The organism is Aeromicrobium sp. P2_G6 (assembly GCF_056403535.1).
On sequence record NZ_JBFUFH010000008.1, the window covers coordinates 49,498 to 69,357 of the forward strand.

The following is a 19,860-nucleotide window of genomic DNA, read 5'->3' on the forward strand; positions in this document are numbered from 1 at the left end:
GAGTACACCCATGGACCTTGCCAAGTTCACGACGCGCAGCCAGCAGGCGCTGGGCAGCGCAGTCTCTTCTGCCGCCACCGCGGGCAATCCCGCCGTCGAGCCGGCCCACCTGCTGTCCGCCCTCCTCACGCAGGACGGCGGCACCGCCGCACCCCTGATCCAGGCCGCAGGCGTCGACGCCCAGGCCGTACGTGTCGGGCTCAAGTCCGCGCTGGAGTCGCTGCCGTCCGCCAGCGGCGCCAGTGTGCAGAGCCCGGCGCTCTCCCGCTCGAGCCACGAGGTGCTCCAGCGGGCCCAGGACCTGGCTGACCAGCTCGGAGACGACTTCGTGTCGACCGAGCACCTGATGGTCGGCATCGCGACGGTCGACTCGACCGCCAAGAAGGTGCTGACGGACGCCGGCGCGAGCGCCGAGTCACTGCAGGCCGCCTTTGCCGCCGTGCGCGGAACGGCGCGGGTCACCAGCGCCGATGCCGAAGACACCTACCAGTCGCTGGAGAAGTACGGCGTCGACCTCACCGCGATCGCCCGTGACGGCAAGCTCGATCCGGTCATCGGTCGCGACAGCGAGATCCGGCGCGTGATCCAGGTGCTGTCGCGGCGTACGAAGAACAAYCCGGTGCTGATCGGCGAGCCCGGCGTCGGCAAGACCGCCGTCGTCGARGGCCTCGCGCAGCGAATCGTCGCGGGCGACGTGCCCGAGTCCCTGCGCGGTCGCCGACTCATCTCGCTCGACCTGGCCGCGATGGTCGCGGGTGCGAAGTACCGCGGCGAGTTCGAGGAGCGGCTCAAGGCGGTCCTGACCGAGATCAAGGAGTCCGAGGGCCAGGTCATCACGTTCATCGACGAGCTGCACACGGTCGTGGGCGCAGGCGCCGGCGGCGACAGCGCGATGGACGCCGGCAACATGCTCAAGCCGATGCTGGCTCGCGGCGAGCTGCGCATGATCGGCGCGACGACGCTCGACGAGTACCGCGAGCGCGTCGAGAAGGACCCGGCCCTGGAGCGCCGGTTCCAGCAGGTGTTCGTCGGCGAGCCCAGCCCCGAGGACACGATCGCGATCCTGCGCGGACTCAAGGAGCGCTACGAGGCGCACCACAAGGTGTCGATCTCCGATGCCGCGCTCGTCGCCGCTGCGACGCTGTCCGACCGCTACATCGCCGGCCGCCAGCTGCCCGACAAGGCGATCGACCTGATCGACGAGGCCAGCAGTCGGCTCCGCATGGAGATCGACTCGAGCCCCATCGAGATCGACGAGCTGCGGCGTGCCGTCGACCGGCTCCGCATGGAGGAGCTGCACCTCGACAAGGAGGAGGACGAGGGCAGCCGCGACCGGCTCGCCAAGCTGCGTGTCGAGCTGGCGGACAAGCAGGAGGCGCTGCGTGCGCTCGAGACCCGGTGGGAGCGCGAGAAGCAGGCCCTGAACGCGGTCGGCGAGATCAAGGAGCGGATCGACGAGGTCCGCAGCCAGGCCGAGCGCGCCCAGCGCGAAGGCGACATGGACACCGCGAGCCGGCTGATCTACAGCGAGATCCCCGCCATGGAACGCCAGCTCGAGGACGCCCAGGCCGCCGAGGCCGCGCAGGAGGGCGACTCGATGGTGCACGAGGAGGTCGGCGCTGACGATGTCGCCGAGGTCGTGGCCTCGTGGACCGGCATCCCGACCGGGCGACTGCTCGAGGGCGAGACCGGCAAGCTCCTGCGCATGGAGGAGGAGCTCGGCAAGCGACTCATCGGCCAGAAGACCGCGGTGACCGCGGTGTCCGATGCCGTACGGCGATCGCGCGCCGGAATCTCCGACCCCGACCGGCCGACCGGCTCGTTCCTGTTCCTCGGACCGACCGGCGTCGGCAAGACCGAGCTGGCCAAGACTCTTGCCGAGTTCCTGTTCGACGACGAGCGGGCGATCATCCGCATCGACATGAGCGAGTACTCCGAGAAGCACTCGGTCAGCCGCCTGGTCGGTGCGCCTCCGGGCTATGTCGGCTACGACGAGGGCGGTCAGCTCACCGAGGCGGTACGCCGTCGGCCGTACTCCGTCGTCCTGCTCGACGAGGTCGAGAAGGCGCACCCGGAGGTGTTCGACATCCTCCTGCAGGTGCTCGACGACGGCCGGCTGACGGACGGCCAAGGTCGTACGGTCGACTTCCGCAACGTGATCCTGGTCCTGACGTCCAACCTCGGGTCGGCGTTCCTTGCCGATCCGGCTCTCGACGACAGCGCCAAGCGCGCAGCCGTCATGGACGTCGTGAAGGCGTCGTTCAAGCCCGAGTTCCTCAACCGGCTCGACGAGATCGTCACGTTCGACGCGCTCGGCACCGACGAGCTCGCGCACATCGTGGACCTGCAGGTGTCGGCGCTGGCCAAGCGGCTCGCGGTCCGGCGCATCACCCTGGACGTCACGCCGGCCGCCCGCGAGTGGCTCGCGCTCACCGGCTGGGACCCGGCGTACGGTGCCCGGCCGCTGCGCCGCCTGGTGCAGCAGGCGATCGGCGACCGCCTCGCGCGGTCCCTGCTCAGCGGCGAGGTGCGCGACGGTGACACCGTCGTGGTCGACCGGGCGCCGGATGCTGACGAGCTGACGGTCAAGGCGGCGTGAGGCATGTGACCTTTGGGACCGCGTTGGCGCGTCGCACATTCCCGTCGAGTCGCGAGCATGGGTGCGGGAGCGACGTCTACCTGCGCCGCGACGCCAGCCCACCATTTCCTCACCACGGCGGCGTGATGAGATAGGTGGATGACCGACCACCGCTCTGAGCGTCCGCCGAGGCTGGTGACGACGTGCGCCTACCTGGGCGTGATCGGCGTGTTCCAGGTCGTGCAGGCGCTCGTCGTGCTGCTCGGTTGGTACTCCGCGAGCGGCGAGGACCAGGTCAAGCGGTTCACCGACCCCCTCGTCGCTGACGGCATCGACCGCGGCGACGCGGAGATGGTCTACCGGGTCTACCTCGGGATCCTCGTGTTCCTTGCGGCGTCGGTCCTGGTGTTCGCGGTCTACACCGCGATGGGCCAGGCCGTCAGCCGCATCATGCTGACGATCACGGCGCCACTGTTGGCGCTGCTGGGCATGACGCAGGGCTCGTTCGTCTCGATCCTGTTGAGCGTCGTGACGCTCACCTGTGTGCTCCAGCTGTGGAACGCCGACGTACGTCGGTGGTTCGCGGTGCTCGCAGGCCGGGAGGAGCCGGCGCCGGTCGCGTCCACCGGCTGGCCTCCGCCGCTGCCGCCCGCTCCCGCACAGCAAGGTCAGCAGGCCACGCCGCCGCAGCAGTGGGCGCCACAGCCTCCGGCGTACGCTCCTCCGCGCCCGCCGGGCGGCACGGACGCGGTCAAGATCCTGTCGATCATCACCCTGATCGGCGCGTCGGTCGTCGCGGTCGGCTGCGGGTTCTTCCTCCTGGTCTACGGTCTCGCGCGCGAGGAGCTGATCAAGGAGATGCTCACGTCGGACAGCAACTGGATGGACCTCACCGAGACAGAGATCCGCGACAGCATCCACGACCTGGCCACGCTCTCGTGGGTCATGCTGCCGGTGTGCCTCGTGGCGATCGTCGTCTCGACCGTGCTCCTCGTGCGTCGGCGGAGTCGCAACTGACCCGGATGTTTTGTCCGGACATGAGAGTGGTCACAGCCCCCGCCCGCGATGTGCGTCGCTGCGGTGCCGCTCGATAGAGTGGGGGGCATGCCAGAAAGCACCGTTCCCGGTCAGAAACGCCCTCACGTCGTCGTCGTCGGAGGCGGATTCGGAGGCATCGCTGCCGTCCGCAAGCTCAAGCGCGCCGACGTCGACGTGACGCTGATCGACCGTCACACGTACAACACGTTCCAGCCGCTGCTCTACCAGGTCGCGACCGCCAGCCTCAACCCCGGCGACATTACCTGGTTCCTGCGGGCGATCCGCGCCAAGCAGAGCAACGTCCGCTTCCTCAAGGGCCTCGTCGAGTCGATGGACCACGAGAGCAAGACGCTCAAGCTCGACGGCGGCGTCGAGGTCAAGTACGACTACCTGGTCATCGCCGTGGGCGTGACCGCCAACTTCTTCGGCATCCCCGGTGCTGCTGAGCTCGCGATGCCGCTCTATCGCCGCTCGCAGGCGCTCGCGGTGCGCGACAAGATGTTCGCCGCCCTCGAGGACGCCGCGGTCAACGGCCAGGATCGCGATCTGCGCATCATCGTCGTGGGTGGTGGCGCCACCGGCGTCGAGACCGCCGGCGCGTTCGCCGAGCTGCGAAACAACGACATGCCGGTCACCTATCCCGAGCTCGACCGCAAGCGCATTCACATCACGCTGATCGAGATGATGCCGCACGTGCTCGGGCCGTTCCACCCGAAGCTGCGCGAGTATGCCCGCAAGTCGCTCGACAAGCGCGATGTCGACCTGCGCCTCGAGACCGCCGTCAAGGAGGTCCGCGAGGACGGTGTGCTCGTCGAGCACAACGGCGAGCAGGAGTTCCTGCCGGCCAGCATCGTCGTCTGGGCCAGTGGCATCACGGCCCACCCGACGGTCCAGGACTGGTCCGTGCCGCAGGGCCGCGGTGGACGCATCGAGACCGACGAGCAGCTGCGCGTCAAGGGCATGAGCGACGTCTTCGCGATCGGCGACGTCTCGGTCAGCCCCGACGAGCCGCTCCCGCAGCTCGCCCAGCCCGCGATCCAGGGCGGCAAGCACGTCGCGAAGTTCATCAAGGCCGAGCTCAAGGGCAAGACCGTCAAGCCGTTCAAGTACAAGGACAAGGGCACGATGGCCACGATCGGCCGCTCGTCCGCAGTCGCCGAGATCAAGTTCCTGCCCCGGCTCACCGGCTTCCCGGCCTGGGTCATCTGGATCCTGCTCCACGTCGTCACCCTGCTGGGCAACCGCAACCGGTTCGCCACGATGATCAACCTCACGGCCAAGTACCTCGTCTGGGGCAGCCACAACGCGATCGTCGGCGAGACCCCGCCGGTCGTCGCGCTCAAGCCCGTCACGGTCGAGGCGCGCGAGCCCCGCAAGGCCGTGTCGCGTGCGGCCGCCCGCAAGGCAGCCGTGGCGAGCGCTGCCAAGGGCGTCGACGCGCTCCGGCAAGACCCGAAGGACTAGTCGAGGATCGACTCGAGCTCGGCGCGGGCCGTCAGCATCGATGGCCCGTACCAGGTGAGCGACCGGCCCGACACGAGTCGGGTCGGCGTGTGCTCGAAGGCCTCTGGCCCGTCGTCGGCAGTGAAGACGTACGGCTCGTCCGGCAGCAGGACGAGGTCGACGTCGGGGGAGTCGATGTCTGCGAGCTCGACCTTCGGATAGCGGTCATCGCCGTCGCTGAACGCGTTGACGAGGCCGAGTCGGTTAGCCAGGTCACCCGTGAACGTACTGCCGCCGACGACCATCCACGGATCGCGCCAGATAGGGATCGCCACCCGTCGCCCGGAGTCGGGTGCCGGCTCGGCCCACACCGCCCGGGCCTCATCGAGCCAGTCCGGGAGCTCCCAGCCGAGCGCCTCGGTGAACATCCGCTCGATCGAGGCGAACGCCTCGTCGACCGTCTCGATGACGGTGACCCAGACCGCGATGCCGGCCTTACGCAGTCGTCGCACGTCGAGCTCGCGGTTCTCCTCGCGGTTGGCCAGCACGAGGTCCGGCTCGAGCGCAGCGATCGCCGCACGGTCCGGGTTCTTGGTGCCGCGAACCCGCGGTACGTCGAGGTCGGCGGGGTGCGTGCACCAGTCGGTCGCGCCCACGAGGGCCTCGCGGCGGGTCACTGCGATCGTCTCGGTGAGTGACGGCACCAGCGACACGATGCGCTGCGCAGGACGGACGACCTCGACCGTGTGGCCGAGGTCGTCCGTTGCGACAGTCATGACGTCACTCTAGGCAGTTCCTACGGCACGTCCCGGCGGGTGTCGCGTACGTGCTCGCCGGCAGGCGGTTGGTCGCTCAGCCGCTCGCCTGTGCTCCGGTCATCGTCGCCGAACGAGTCGTTCGACCGGTCACCGTCGATGCCTCGCCTGTCATTGGCGACGTCTCGGTTGGTGAGGTTGTCGTCGACATCCGGGTCGATCTCCTCGGCCTTGGCGAGCCGGTCCCCGGCTTCAGCGCGTACCTGGCCGGCATCGCGCTCCTGTTCCCGTGCCTGGCGATCGAGCTGCTCGGCGGCGACCCGGGCCTGCTCGGCCTCGGCGCGCGCGGCGGCAGCGTCGGCCTCGCGGCGGCTCGCCTCGACGGCGCCCACCTCGGCCTCCTCGCGGAGCTCGCCTGCGCGGAACCGATCGCGCTCCACCTTCTTCGCGTGAGCGCGGTTCCGCATCGTGATCCCGATGATCGCAATCAGCGCGATGACGGCCAGGGCAATCAGCGCCCATACCCACCAGTTGCTGTCGTCCATGTCGGTCTCTCCCTCTTCTCGAGCGGCTCGCGTCCAGGCGGAAACGGGCCGATATCCACAGGGGACTACCCGATTTCGGGATCATCAAGCACGTTGCCGCTCCTGCGCGCTCACCCCTCGAGGGATCCCACGGCGCGGGCGATGACCAGCAGCGACGTGAGCAGTGCGGCTGTCGCCTCGATGCCCATCAGCACCTTGGCACGCGAGCTGAGCGGCATCGTGTCGGTCGGGCTGAACGCGCTGGAGTTCGTCAAGGAGACGTACAGGTAGTCGACGAAGGTCGGGATCCAGCCGGAGCTCCTGCTGGCAGTCACGGCGACCTCCTCGACCGCGTCGTGGTTCTCGTCCTGGGAGAATCGCCAGTCCGCCGCTGCCATCTGCTTGTGCGTCTTGACCCGCCGGGCGACCGGACCGCCCCGGTCGAGCTCCCAGAACAGCAAGGCGAAGCCGATGACATTGGTGAGCCAGACCTGCATCGCACCCAGGAGCAGCGGCATCCCTGACCCGCCCTTGTCCGTCAGGGAGTGGACCAGCAGCCCGAGCGAGACCATGTTGGTGATGATCACGATGGAGGCGAGGACGATGGACGCGATGCGCGACCACCGCGTCTCACGCGTCATGCGACGCGGGTTGGTCGCGATGAGGGCGACCAGCAGCGCGAGCTCGATGGCCGGGATGACGTATCGCGGCTCGAACAGCAGCGACTTCGGCAGCAGGGCGTACGCGAGGCCGGCGACGATCACCGCGATCGCCGGCGGCAGACGATGCTCGCCGTCGGCGTTGCGACGCGAGCTGAGCTCCTTCTTCGCCTGTTCCTTCGGGTTGGCCATGCCTGCACGCTAGACCCGCTCGGGGCCGTTCGCTCGTCGGCGCGATCGCCGTAGTCTGGAGTCGCCCGCCGACCCGAACAAGGAGCGCCATGCCTGCCACTCGTCTGATGCCGTCCGAGGAGTCGTCTGACCTGATCGCTCTGACGCGCGACATCGTGGCCAAGGAGCTGGCGCCGAAGGTCGCGCAGATCGAGGCGTCGGGGGAGTTCCCGCGCGAGGTGTTCCGCACGCTGGGCCGGGCCGGGTTGCTGTCGTTGCCCTATCCGGAGGAGTTCGGCGGGGGCGGTCAGCCGTACGAGGTCTACCTGCAGGTGCTGGAGGAGATCGCGGCGGTGTCGGCGTCGGTCGGTGTGGGTGTCAGCGTGCATGCGTTGTCGTGCTTCGGGCTGTTCACCGCCGGCACCGATGAGCAGCGCAAGCAATGGCTGCCCGAGATGTTGTCCGGGGAGCAGCTCGGCGCCTACTGCCTGTCGGAGGCCCATGCGGGCTCTGACCCGGCGGCGATGAAGACCCGCGCGGTGCGTGACGGTGATTCGTACGTGCTCAACGGCGCGAAGGCGTGGACCACGCACGGCGGGAAGGCCGACTTCTACAAGGTCATGGCCCGCACCTCCGACGACGGCGGACGCGGGATCTCCTGCTTCCTGGTGCCGGCCGACACGCCTGGGCTGAGCGCCGACAACCCTGAGCAGAAGATGGGGCTGATGGGTTCGACGACGGCGACGATGCTGTTCGAGAACGTACGCATCCCGGCCGAACGGCGGCTCGGCGACGAGGGCCAGGGGTTGCCGATCGCGTTGGCCGGCCTGGACTCGGGACGCCTGGGCATCGCCGCTGTCGCGACCGGGCTGGCGCAGGGGGCGCTCGATGCGGCGGTCGCGTACGCCAAGGAGCGCCAGACGTTCGGCAAGGCGATCATCGACCACCAGGGTCTCGGCTTCGTGCTCGCCGACATGGCCGCAGCGGTCGAGTCGGCGCGCGCGACGTACCTGGCCGCAGCGCGGCTCAAGGACGCCGGGCAGAAGTTCTCCCGGCAGGCCTCGATCGCCAAGCTCGTGTGCACCGACAACGCCATGAAGGTCACCACCGACGCCGTGCAGGTCTTCGGCGGCGCCGGCTACACCCGTGACTTCCGCGTCGAACGGTTCATGCGCGAGGCCAAGGTCATGCAGATCTTCGAGGGCACCAACCAGATCCAGCGACTCGTCATCGCCCGCGACCTCGCCCGCTGAGGTTCGCCTAGACGTTGCGGCGGTACTGGCCGCCGACCTCGAAGAACGCCTCGGTGACCTGCTGCAGCGAGCAGACCCGCGCGGCGTCCATGAGGACCGCGAAGACGTTCTCGTGATTGATCGCCGCCAGCTTGAGCCGCTCGATGGCCTCGGCAGCCTCGTCGCGATGCGTCTTGTGGAACGTCTGGACCCGCTCGAGCTGTGAGGACTTCTCGGCCTCGGTCGCCCGGGCCAGCTCGACGGTCGGCGGCTCGAGGTCGTCGGCGTGCGGGTTGCGGAACGTGTTGACGCCGACGATCGGCAGCGAGCCGTCGTGCTTGCGCTGCTCGTAGAGCATCGACTCGTCCTGGATGCGGCCACGCTGGTAGCCGGTCTCCATCGCGCCCAGCACGCCGCCGCGCTCGTTGATGCGGTCGAACTCGGCGAGCACGGCCTCCTCGAGCAGGTCGGTGAGCTCGTCGATGATGTACGCACCCTGGGTCGGGTTCTCGTTCATCGCCAGGCCCCACTCGCGGTTGATGACGAGCTGGATCGCGAGTGCGCGGCGTACGGACTCCTCCGACGGGGTCGTGACGGCCTCGTCGTACGCGTTGGTGTGCAGGCTGTTGGCGTTGTCGTAGATCGCGATGAGCGCCTGCAGCGTCGTGCGGATGTCGTTGAAGCTCATCTCCTGCGCGTGGAGCGAGCGGCCCGAGGTCTGCACGTGGTACTTGAGCTTCTGCGAGCGCTCGTTGGCGCCGTACTTGTCGCGCATCGTGATGGCCCAGATGCGGCGGGCGACCCGGCCCAGCACGGAGTACTCGACGTCCATGCCGTTGGAGAAGAAGAACGACAGGTTGGGGGCGAAGTCGTCGATGTCCATGCCGCGCGCGAGGTAGGCCTCGACGTACGTGAATCCGTTGGCGAGTGTGAACGCCAGCTGGCTGATGGGGTTCGCCCCGGCCTCGGCGATGTGATAGCCGGAGATGCTGACCGAGTAGAAGTTGCGCACCTGGTTGTCGATGAACCACTCCTGGATGTCGGCCATCATCCGCAGGCTGAACTCGGTGGAGAACAGGCAGGTGTTCTGCCCCTGGTCCTCCTTGAGGATGTCGGCCTGCACGGTGCCGCGGACGTTCTGCAGCGCGTACGACCGCAGGACGGCGTACTCCTCGGCGTCGGGCTCACGATTGTGCTCGGCGCGGAACACGTCGGCCTGCTGCTCGATCACGGTGTTGAGGAAGAACGCGAGCACGGTCGGCGCGGGGCCGTTGATCGTCATCGACACCGAGGTCGACGGCGAGACCAGGTCGAAGCCGTCGTACAGCGCCTTCATGTCGTCGAGCGTCGCGACCGAGACGCCTGACGTGCCGACCTTGCCGTAGATGTCGGGGCGGAGGTCGGGGTCGCGACCGTAGAGCGTGACCGAGTCGAACGCGGTCGACAGCCGGGTGGCCTCGCCGTCGGCCGACAGCAGCTTGAAGCGGCGGTTGGTGCGGAACGGGTCGCCCTCACCGGCGAACATACGGGCCGGGTCCTCGCCGTCGCGCTTGAACGGGAACACGCCGGCGGTGAACGGGAAGTGCCCTGGCAGGTTCTCGCGACGCCAGTACGACACGAGGTCGCCGTGGTCGGTGTGCCTCGGCAGGCTGACCCGGCGGACCTTGGTGCCCGACAGGGACTCGCGGGTCAGCGCCGTGTGGTTGTCGGTCTCGCGGATGCGTACGACGAGCTCGTCGCCGGAGTAGGTCTCCACGACTGCCGGCCAGCCCTCGATCTGCTGTGCGACCTCGTGGGGCAGGTCCTTCCTTGCGTTGGTCAGCAGAGCCGCCAACTCGTCCCTTGAGCTTGTCGAAAGGTGCTCTTCCGAGGCGACCGCCTCGAGGCGCTGCAGGCGGCGCGCCTTGGCCACCAGGTCGTCAGTCGTCGCGTGATAAGCCCGTACGGTCTCGGTGATCTCGGCGAGATAGCGCGTGCGCTCGGGCGGGACGACCTGGTCGATGCCGCTGGAGAACTTGACGTCGGCCGGAGGCAGGATGCCCTCCGAGACCGCAAGCCCCTCGGGCGCGAGGACCGAGACGAGGTGCTGGAACAGTGCCGTCACGCCATCGTCGTTGAACGTCGCCGCTGACGTGCCGAACACCGGCATGTCCTCGGGCTTCTGCCCGAACGCCTCGCGGTTGCGCACGAGCTGGCGACCGACGTCACGCAGCGCGTCCTTGGCGCCACGGCGCTCGAACTTGTTGATCGCGACGACGTCGGCGAAGTCCAGCATGTCGATCTTCTCGAGCTGCGAGGCCGCGCCGAACTCCGGCGTCATGACGTACATCGACGTGTCCACGAAGGGCACGATCGCGGCGTCGCCCTGGCCGATGCCGGGGGTCTCGACGATCACGAGGTCGTGGCCCGCGGCCTTGAGCAGGTCGATGACGACCGGGAGGCAGTCGGGCAGCTCGTGGCTGCCGCGGGTGGCCAGCGAGCGGAAGTAGATGCGGTCGCCGTCGAGCGAGTTCATCCGGATGCGGTCGCCCAGCAGCGCTCCGCCACCACGGCGGCGCGTGGGGTCGACCGCGAGGATGCCGATGCGCAACTTGTCCTGCTGGTCGAGGCGGAAGCGGCGCGCGATCTCGTCCGTCAGCGACGACTTGCCCGAGCCACCGGTGCCGGTGATCCCGAGGACCGGGGTGCCGGACGAGGCAGAAGCGGCGCGGATCGCGTCGAGGAATCCGGGCTCGAGCTTGCCGAGCTCGGCGCCCGTGATGGCGCGGGCGAGGGCGCCACGCTCACCCGACAGCACGGCGTCGGCGGCGGACTGGTGCTCGTCCCAGAGGTCGAGGTCGCACGCCTCGATCATGGTGTTGATCATGCCGGCAAGGCCGAGCCGCTGCCCGTCCTCGGGGGAGAAGATCGTGACGCCGGCCTTGCGGAGCCGGGCGATCTCCTCGGGGACGATGACCCCGCCACCGCCGCCATAGACCTTGACGTGCCCGGCGCCGCGCTCCCGCAGGGACTCGACGAGGTACTCGAAGTACTCGACGTGGCCGCCCTGGTAGGAGCTGACCGCGACGCCTTGGACGTCCTCGTCGATCGCGGCGTCGACGACTTCCTGGACTGATCGGTTGTGGCCGAGATGGACGACCTCGGCCCCCTGCGACTGCAGGATGCGACGCATGATGTTGATCGAGGCGTCATGGCCGTCGAACAGCGCCGAAGCGGTGACGAAACGGACGGGGTGCGACGGGGTGTGGAAGTCCGGCTTGTTCATGAAACCTCGATCATGGTGGTGCGGGGAATATTCCTAGGGCTTAAAATAGTCGGGCATCCAACTAATTGCCAGTTGACGTGACCTATTCCCCCTACGATGGTGCCCATGCCAGGCGATCCCAAGTTGCCGTTCGACCCGATCGAGCGCGCTTCAGAGCTGTGGAGCAAGCGCATCGGCGACCCCACGTCGATGCGACTGGCGACGTCGATCATGCGGGTCCAGCAGCTGATCATCGCCGAGCTCGATGCGACCCTGAAGCCGTACGGCATCACGTTCGCACGCTACGAGGTGCTGGTCCTGCTGTCGTTCAGCTCGACCGGACGGTTGCCGCTCAGCAAGATCGGCGAGCGGCTCATGGTGCACCCGACGTCAGTGACGAATGCGATGGACCGGCTCGAGGCGCAAGGCCTGGTCAAGCGCGTCGCCGACGTCGAGGACCGTCGGCGTACGTTCGCGGAGCTGACGGCTGAGGGGAAGGACGTCCTCGCCAAGGCGACCGAGCAGATCATGTCGATCGACTTCGCGGTGAGGGGTCTCGACGCGAAGCAGCAGGATGAGACCTACGAGCTCCTGCGAAGCCTGAGGTCGTCCGCCGGAGATTTTGCCTGAGCGAGCGAGCTCAGCTCCCGGCGCAACCGAAAAGCCCCGCCTCCCTCGACGGGAGACGGGGCTTTGTCGACCGGATCGATCAGATCAGGCCGGTGGGGATGGTGCTCGAACCCAGGATCGTGTCCGTCGTCGGGTAGTAGACGCGGTAACGACGCTTGGTGTTCGTCGTGGTCGAGAACGACCCCGTGCCGAAGCCGTTGAGCTCGATGGTCTTCTTGGTCTGCCAGCGACCGGCGCTGTCCTTGTACTGGAGCTTGATCGTGTTCATCGCGACGTATGTGCCCGTCGCAGGCTTGAAGATCTTCCAGTTCTGAGCCTTGAACGTGATGCGTGAGCCGCTGCGCGTGACGACGAGGCCGTACTTGTTGGTCGTCTTGGTCAGGCGGCGCAGGAGGAACGTGTTGCTCATCGTGGAGTCGACGCTCGTGCTGCTGTCGGTGTAGTAGACCGTGCTCGGGCCGAGCTGGGCCGTGCCGGCGCCGACGGTGTTGAGCACGTTGACGAACTGGCCGATCTCGTCCTCGAGGAGAGTGACGGTGCCGCGCGGGGAGCCGTTGAGCGTGAGGTTTGACTCGATGTGATCGATCGGCTTGGTTCCGTTGCCCTCGATGATGCCGTCGACGCTGTTCTCGCCGGCGCTCCAGAGCACACCATTGGAGAAGCTGAGTGTCGTGATGTCGAAAAGCGTGTCGGCTGCAAGGGTTGTGAGTCGTTGGGTCTTGGCCTTCGGCTCGCCCAGGTCGGCCCCGGTCACGGGTGCTCCCGTTCGGGTGCCGGCAGTGTCGGACGCCGCGACGGCCTTCTCGGTCTGGGTGGAATCAGCTGAAGCCGTACCGGCGGTGAGGCTGATGGCGAGGGTTGCTGCGGTCAGCAGCGCGCCTCCGCGGGCAAGGGTCGTTCTACGCACAGGGGTCTCCCGATGTGTGGTGTTGGGGTGGGTTGGTCGAGCAAGTGTTTCATGGGAGGGGCCCTTTGGGACGTGCTTTCACCAATGCCGCTGAACCTGTTGCGGCGTGGGTGGCTTCGCGTGGTCTGGGGGCCGGCTCAACCCGCTGGAGCGGGCTCCGACGTGGTCGGTTCGGGGGTCGGAACCGGCTGGGTCGTCTCGACCGGCTCGGGCTCGCTCGTCGTGGCACTGGTCGCCGGCGAAGGCGTTGTCGCGGAGGGATCTCCGGAGTCGGCGGGCTCGGGTGGGGTGGCTGAACCGTCGGTTGTCGGCGTCGGATCCGTGACGGGCTCCTCCTGGTTCAACGTCTGGTCCTCGTCCACGACCGCCAGGATTCGCTCCTCGAACTGCTCCAGGCGGTCCTGGATCTCCGACAACGGCACGTCCTCGATCGTGGCCCCGAAAGCCGCGATCTCCTCCCACAGCGCGGCGATCTCGCGCATCGCGTCCTCCGACAGTGGGCCGTCCAGCGTCACGAAGAGCTGGGTCGCCAAGGCGTAGGTCAGGCAGTTGGTGCAGTCATAGTTGACCGCCGCGGCGATGTTCTGCGGTGCCGCGACGTGGTTGTCGCCCGTCACCAGCACGACCTGGAAGGCGATGGAGACCGCAGCGCAGTCCGAGCAGCTCGCGAGCGCGTACGACTCGTTCTTCTGCAGGGCCGGCGAGTCACCGGTGACCCAGACGAGCGCGAAGGCGATGTCGTACTGGATCGTGCCGTCCTCGGTGTTGACGGCCAGTGCCTGGTTGTCACCCTTGCCGGGCTTGAGCGGCTTGTTGAAGGGGAAGACCCACGACTCGGCGTGGCCCGAAGCCGGCTGCTCCCGAGGCACGAGGACGAGGGCGAGCTGGGGTGCCTCACGCGTGGGGCGTGCGTCGGCGTCGGGCCAGGCGGTGGCGAGCGTGCCCCGCTGCCCGACGGACAGGCCCGTCGGCGCGTCGTGATTGATCGGCAGTGTGTTGGCGGCATCGACGAGCGTGCCTCGCTCGTACGGCATGATCGGACGGTAGTTGTCGCCTCGGGGCCACCAGGCGAATGCGAGCGCCGCGACGAGGGCCGCGGCGATCAGGGCGACGCCCGACCTCCGCACGGGCCTGCCCTCCGTACTCCGCCAGGCACCGCCGCCGACCTGCTTGACGAGCCGTCCGAGGATCAGCACCGAGGCGACGATCGGAAACGTGAGCGCCAGCATGCCCAGGAGGCGACCTGCGCCTCCGACGAGATCCCCGTCGCCGAAGGCCGCGGACATCAGGTCCTGCTGACGACCGAGGCTCGACCAGGCGGTGCCGATCACGCGGGGCAGCGTGATCACGAGCGTGAACAGGGAGAACGCCAGGATCGGGACGACCAGAAGGACCCAGACCGAGACGACCGACCGGGCCCACGGCTTGAGGACCGTAGCCTCGGGCGATGACCAGCGCCACGGCAGGAGGCCGATCAGGGTCGGCTTGATGCGGTGGAACAGGTCGGGCACGCCGGTGAGGTCGGCCAGGACGTGGTAGCCGTCGAAACGTACGAGCGGCGTGAGCTGGCGGATCATCTGCAGGATCTGCGCGACGACGACGAGCAGCAGCGCGTCATAGCTGGTGGCCCACCAGGCGCCGACGATCGCGATTGCGACGATGGCGTTGAAGTAGAGGCCGCCGAGATCGGTACGCAGGCGACCGCCCCGGCCGAGCCGGTAGGAGTCCGTGACGTCGGTGTAGAACGCCGGCCACACCAGGTAGATCCCGGTGCCCATCGCGCCCGGCGTGGCGCCGCCACGGCGGGCGGCGGCAGCGTGGCCGAACTCGTGGAAGCCGGCGGACAGGACCGTGACCACCACGACCACCAGGAACAACGCCGGCCGGTTGAAGGCCTGGCTAGTCGCCGAAGCCAGGCCCTTGTCGAACAGGAGCCACCACGACACCAGGGCGAACGCCGCGAGGACGAGAGTCACCAGCGCGGGATGGAACAGGAAGGTGAACGGACTGGTCAGGCGCCGGGTCCGCTCAGGATCGGTGACCGCGTATCTGAACCGGAGACCCAGCAGCGGCTGCGCCTTCTTCGTCTCCGGCTGGGTGCCGTCCGCGTTGGCCAGCAAACCGGTGTGACGGAGCTTGGTCTCGACCAGGGTGCGTACGTTGTCCTCGGAGACTTGGGTGCCGGTCTCGGCGGTGACTGTGTGGGCGATCTGGCTGTACGTGCGCCGGCCATCGCACGCGGCCAGAATCTCGTGGAGCAGGGGCGTCAGCTGCACGACCTGGCCGTCTGCTCGGCGCGCCAGGGCCGGCGGGACCCGGTAGCCCGAGCCTGGCATCTGGCCGATGAGCTGGACGTTGTCCGCGCGCAACGGGACGTCGGTCGCGGTGACCGTCGTGACGACCCCGGGGACCGACGCGGCGGAAGCGGCGTCGCCCCCCGGTGAAGGGGTGCTCATCGGGACTGCTGCTACTGCTCGATGTCGGACGACTGGTCGGACGTCGCTTCAGCAGAGCCGGTGATGTCCTGGTTGATGATGGCGTCCTGCTCTGCCACCGCCACGGCATCGCTGTCGACCGACCCGATGTTGGCAGCGACTGCGGCATCGATCGGCGCTGCGACGTTGGCGTTGGCCGCGACCGCACCGTTGATGGGTGCGGCGATGTCGGCATCGGCATCCACGTTGACGTCGACGTCGAGCAGGTTGCCGTCGAGCGAGCCGATGCTGCCCGCGTCCGGGATCGCAGCGGCGGTTGCGTCGGCGGGGGCCGGGGCGTCCGTGCCGATCGTGTCGTCGCTCTGGTCGAGGCCGCTGTCCTGCGTCGCGGTCGCTGTGGCGTCGGCGTCGATGCCCTGGTCGATCATGACGCCCTGGTCGCTGAGCGCCTGGGCCGTCGATCCCTCCGACAGGATGTTGGCGCCGGCGGCCGCATCGATCGGGGCTGCGACGTTGGCGTTGGCGGCGACGGCGAGGTCGATCGGCGCTGCGGCGTCAATCGCGAGATCGATGTCCGCGTTGAGGTCGAGGATCGAGACGACTTCCTTGTCAGGAAGGGCGGTCGCGCCCTGTGCCTCGAGCTCCTCGTCAGAAAGGCCGGCGGGGTCCTGGTCATTCATGATCATTTCTCCATCCCGACGGAGCCGGGTTTGCCCCGTCGCTCGTGGAGCGATACCCGTGGAGCCCATGCACCAAACTCGGAAAAAGTCCCGAACCGGGCCGATCTCGGGCTAGTCCTGGAGCATCGCGGCGTTGAGGGTCGCCTCCGGCACGCCGAATCCCTCGACCAGCGTCAGGGTGTGCGGGCGCAGCTTGTCCAGCAGCTCGTTGACGAGCGAGGTCACGGTCTTGGCGCGGGTGTCGGCGAGCCGGTTGTGGCCCATGAACCAGGCCAGGTCCTCCTCGATCGACGTCAGCGCGTAGAGCGAGCAGACGTCGCGCAGCAGCTCTGCGGCCTCGGCGCTCTCGCAGCGGGCGATGCCGGCGGTGAAGGCTTCCAGGACGACGCGCTCGATGTGGACCCGCCCGGCGCGGATGACGTGGTCCTGTGCCGCGTTGAACACCGCGAACGCCTCGGCCTTGTCGCCGCCCGTGGCGCGGCGGAGTCGCCGGGCCGCGGTCTCGAGGACGTGCTCCTCACGGTCCTCGAACAGGCTCAGCTGCGTGCCGCGGTCGAGCAGGTCGTGGTTGTCGTCGCTGCGGCCGGGACGTGAGTCGATGAGCCTCTGGATCAGCTGGGCGGCGGCGGTGCGCTCCTTGACGACGTCGGCGACCGTGCTGGCCGCGAAGCGTACGAGGCCAACCGGATCGAGGCCGCCGACCTCCTGGGCGTACGACGTCAGCAGCTCCTTGGCGACGAGCTGGAACAGGACGTGGTTGTCGCCCTCGAACGTGGTGAAGACGTCGGTGTCGCCCTTGAGCGTCGTGAGCCGGTTCTCGGCGAGGTAGCCCGCGCCGCCGCACGCCTCGCGGGCCTCCTGGATCGCCTTGGTCGCGTGCCACGTCTGCGCAGCCTTGAGCCCGGCGGCGCGGGTCTCGAGCTCGCGCAACGCCAGCGGGTCGGGGTTGTCCTCGCTCTGCAGCTTGTCCATGCGGGCGACGAGCTGGTTCTGGGCGAACCGGTAGGCGTACGACCGGGCGATCAGCGGCAGCAGGCGACGCTGGTGCATGCGGTAGTCCATCAGCAGGATCTCGTTGCCGGGTTCGGGGCCGAACTGGCGACGCTTGAGGGCGTACCGGCCGGCGATGCTGAGCGCGACCTCGGTCGCCGCGCTCGCCGAGCCGCCGACGCTGACCCGACCGCGGATCAACGTGCCGAGCATCGTGAAGAACCTGGCGTTGACGCTGGCGATGGGCGAGGAGTAGGTGCCGCCCTGGTCGACCTGGCCGTACTTGTTGAGCAGGTTCTCGCGGGGGACGCGCACGTGGTCGAACACGATGCGACCGTTGTCGACCGCGCCGAGCCCGCCCTTGTGCTTGTCGTCCGAGGTCGTGATGCCGGGCAGGTCGTTGCCCTCGTCGTCACGCAGCGGCACGACGAAGCAGTGCACGCCATGGTTCTCGCCCTTGGTGATGAGCTGCGCGAAGACCGCGGCGACCTGGGCGTGCGCGGCGGCACCGCCGATGTAGTCCTTGCGCGACGACGGCGTCGGCGAGTTGATGACGAACTCCTCGGTCGCCAGGTCGTACGTCGCGGTGGTCTCGAGGCTCTGTACGTCGCTGCCGTGGCCGGTCTCGGTCATCGCGAAGCAGCCGATGATGTCGAGGTTGATGAGGCCGGGGATGTACTTCTTGTGGTGCCTTTCGGTGCCGAGGTTCTCGATCGCTCCGCCGAACAGCCCCCATTGCACGCCGGCCTTGACCATCAGTGAGAGGTCGAACTGGGCGAGCATCTCGATGCCCGTGACAGCCATCCCGGGATCGCCCGTGCCGCCGCTCTCGACGCGGAACCCGGCCGCGGGGATGCCGGTCGGGACGAGCTTGTGCATCTGCTCCAGGACGCGGGCACGGGCCTCGTCGAGGGTGAGGTCGTGGTTGTACGCGAGGTCGAGGTCGGCGAGCTCCTTGCGGGCTTGCTCCCGGACGTGGCGCCATTTGCCGTCGAGGGCGATGCGGACGTCGTCGCTGAGGGCCATGACCCACAAGGTACTCGCGTGAGGCGTGGTCGGCACGGGTCTCACCTTGTGCTGGTCGGCTGGCAGCGTCTCAGCATTCGAACAGGTGTTCGACAATGTCGCCGGTTTGCCGTAGCGTTGTCAATGCGCCGATCTGGAACGAAATGGATCGGGTGAGAACCCTTCAGTGGGCCCCAAGGTTGATGATGACTCCCTGCCCGTACGGCCTGAAGGCTTCTTGTGTCTGTTGCTCCCGTCGCTTCGCTCCCGCACCCGTTGGTGTGTGCGGTCGAGCAGATCGAGAGCGCACTGGACCGTATGCCTGTCGGTGGGTGGTCCGGTCTGGAACCGGTCGAGGTGCGCGGCCTGGTGGAGCGGTTGATGCGGGTCGAGGCTCGGGTCAAGGCCCAACAGGTCGCCGGCACCAGGGCGTTGGATAAGTCCGGGTTGGCCAAGGCGTCCGGGGCGTCGTCGACCGGTGCGATGCTGGCCGGTGCTTTCGGCGGTGACCGCCGGTCCGGTGACCAGCTGGTGTCCATGGGCAAGGCACTGGAGTCCGCGTCGCGGACTGAGGACGCGCTGGCTCGCGGTGACATCGGGTCGGCGCAAGCCGCGATCATCGCCAACGCGGTCGCTGACCTGCCCGAGGACACCACGGCGGAGCAGAAGCAGGCCTGTGAGGACACGTTGATCGGCGACGCCGGCCGGTACTCGTTGAAGGACCTGCGGTCGCGGTCCAGGCGGATCACGGACCAGTTCAAGCCCGAGCCCGAGGTCGACGAGATCGAGAACCAGACCTTGGAACGGCAGGAGAAGGACGCCTGGCGGCGTTCGGAGTTCTGGATGGTCAACGACGGTGACGGGACCTGCCGCGGCGGGTTCCGGATCCCCGAGGCCCAGGCCGACATGCTCAAGACCGCGATCGAGGCCATCTCCGCACCCCGCCGCGACCACCTCCACGACCAGACCCCTGCTGCGGAGTCCTACTACGACAAAGACCTGGAGCACCGGCACCGCCTCGGCATGGGGTTCGCCGAGCTCTGCAACCACCTGCCCGGCGACACCCTCCCCGGCAAGGGTGGACTCGGCGCCACGTTGATGGTCCGCTTCGACTACGACACCCTTCTCCGGGGCATCAAGCCGGCCACGTTGTCCACCGGCACCCGCATCAGCGCCGGGCAGGCCCGGCAGATGGCCTGCCGGCTCGGCATGATCCCGCAGGTCTTCAACGGCAAATCGCTCCCTTTGGATCACGGACACGAGCAACGGGTCTTCACCAAGGCCCAGAAACAAGCCCTGGACAACCGTGACGGCGGCTGCACCTTCCCCGGCTGCGACAGGCCACCCGAATGGTGCGAAGCCCATCACTGGCGCACCCGATGGGCCGACGGCTCCGAGACCAGACTCGACGACGGGGTTCTGATCTGCCCCTTCCACCACCGCACCGTCCACGACAACGGCTGGGCCATCAGGATGAGCCCAATCGACGGCTACCCCGAATACCGGCCACCCGGAACCGACACCTGGAAACGAAACCACCGCTGGCGACCCTGATCGGTGGGGGCGCCT

General features: G+C 68.2%; 14 protein-coding genes. 6 read left to right on the plus strand and 8 right to left on the minus strand.

Features of this window, described 5'->3' with window-relative positions; all coding sequences use genetic code 11:
• Positions 1–10: 10 nt before the first annotated feature.
• The 3 genes from clpB (at position 11) to AC1DVU_RS20820 (ending at position 5,080) form a co-directional block, all read left to right on the plus strand.
• Positions 11–2,599 (plus strand): ATP-dependent chaperone ClpB, encoded by a 2,589-nt coding sequence (gene clpB / locus AC1DVU_RS20810; RefSeq protein WP_476924369.1) that lies wholly within the window; start codon positions 11–13, stop codon positions 2,597–2,599.
• 138 nt (positions 2,600–2,737) lie between these two features.
• On the plus strand, positions 2,738–3,595 hold the full coding sequence (locus tag AC1DVU_RS20815; RefSeq protein ID WP_476924370.1) for a hypothetical protein: 858 nt from the start codon (positions 2,738–2,740) through the stop codon (positions 3,593–3,595).
• 87 nt (positions 3,596–3,682) lie between these two features.
• Positions 3,683–5,080 (plus strand): NAD(P)/FAD-dependent oxidoreductase, encoded by a 1,398-nt coding sequence (locus AC1DVU_RS20820; protein WP_476924371.1) that lies wholly within the window; start codon positions 3,683–3,685, stop codon positions 5,078–5,080.
• Here AC1DVU_RS20820 and AC1DVU_RS20825 read toward each other — a convergent pair.
• The 3 genes from AC1DVU_RS20825 to AC1DVU_RS20835 all read right to left on the minus strand — a co-directional run bounded on the left by AC1DVU_RS20825 (position 5,077) and on the right by AC1DVU_RS20835 (position 7,189).
• The gene (locus AC1DVU_RS20825; RefSeq protein ID WP_476924372.1) at positions 5,077–5,835 is read right to left on the minus strand and encodes a helical backbone metal receptor; all 759 of its coding nucleotides are present in this window, start codon (positions 5,833–5,835) and stop codon (positions 5,077–5,079) included. The genes AC1DVU_RS20820 and AC1DVU_RS20825 overlap by 4 nt on opposite strands.
• A gap of 20 nt (positions 5,836–5,855) precedes the next feature.
• Positions 5,856–6,359 carry a hypothetical protein gene (locus tag AC1DVU_RS20830; RefSeq protein ID WP_476924373.1) on the minus strand — a complete coding sequence of 168 codons (504 nt, stop codon included), beginning with the start codon at positions 6,357–6,359 and terminating at the stop codon, positions 5,856–5,858.
• A gap of 110 nt (positions 6,360–6,469) precedes the next feature.
• Positions 6,470–7,189, minus strand: coding sequence for a hypothetical protein (locus AC1DVU_RS20835; protein ID WP_476924374.1), 720 nt, complete (start codon positions 7,187–7,189; stop codon positions 6,470–6,472).
• Positions 7,190–7,278: 89 nt separating this feature from the next.
• Here AC1DVU_RS20835 and AC1DVU_RS20840 point away from each other — a divergent pair, with 89 nt between their 5' ends.
• Positions 7,279–8,421, plus strand: coding sequence for an acyl-CoA dehydrogenase family protein (locus AC1DVU_RS20840; protein WP_476924375.1), 1,143 nt, complete (start codon positions 7,279–7,281; stop codon positions 8,419–8,421).
• Between the two features lie 7 nt (positions 8,422–8,428).
• Here the strand turns inward: AC1DVU_RS20840 and icmF are convergent, their stop codons facing one another.
• A complete protein-coding gene (gene icmF, locus AC1DVU_RS20845; RefSeq protein WP_476924376.1) occupies positions 8,429–11,665 on the minus strand; it encodes a fused isobutyryl-CoA mutase/GTPase IcmF in 3,237 nt (1,078 codons plus the stop codon).
• A gap of 105 nt (positions 11,666–11,770) precedes the next feature.
• Here icmF and AC1DVU_RS20850 point away from each other — a divergent pair, with 105 nt between their 5' ends.
• A complete protein-coding gene (locus AC1DVU_RS20850; protein ID WP_476924377.1) occupies positions 11,771–12,274 on the plus strand; it encodes a MarR family winged helix-turn-helix transcriptional regulator in 504 nt (167 codons plus the stop codon).
• 79 nt (positions 12,275–12,353) lie between these two features.
• Here the strand turns inward: AC1DVU_RS20850 and AC1DVU_RS20855 are convergent, their stop codons facing one another.
• The 4 genes from AC1DVU_RS20855 to AC1DVU_RS20870 form a co-directional block, all read right to left on the minus strand.
• The gene (locus AC1DVU_RS20855; RefSeq protein WP_476924378.1) at positions 12,354–13,181 is read right to left on the minus strand and encodes a hypothetical protein; all 828 of its coding nucleotides are present in this window, start codon (positions 13,179–13,181) and stop codon (positions 12,354–12,356) included.
• A 137-nt stretch (positions 13,182–13,318) separates the two neighbouring features.
• Positions 13,319–15,637 (minus strand): hypothetical protein, encoded by a 2,319-nt coding sequence (locus AC1DVU_RS20860; RefSeq protein WP_476924379.1) that lies wholly within the window; start codon positions 15,635–15,637, stop codon positions 13,319–13,321.
• A gap of 11 nt (positions 15,638–15,648) precedes the next feature.
• On the minus strand, positions 15,649–16,296 hold the full coding sequence (locus AC1DVU_RS20865) for a hypothetical protein (protein WP_476924380.1): 648 nt from the start codon (positions 16,294–16,296) through the stop codon (positions 15,649–15,651).
• Between the two features lie 111 nt (positions 16,297–16,407).
• A complete protein-coding gene (locus AC1DVU_RS20870; protein ID WP_476924381.1) occupies positions 16,408–18,312 on the minus strand; it encodes an acyl-CoA dehydrogenase family protein in 1,905 nt (634 codons plus the stop codon).
• A gap of 219 nt (positions 18,313–18,531) precedes the next feature.
• Between AC1DVU_RS20870 and AC1DVU_RS20875 the strand changes: the two genes are divergently transcribed.
• Entirely contained in the window at positions 18,532–19,845 is a 1,314-nt protein-coding gene (locus AC1DVU_RS20875) for an HNH endonuclease signature motif containing protein (RefSeq protein ID WP_476924382.1), read from the plus strand.
• Positions 19,846–19,860: the final 15 nt, after the last annotated feature.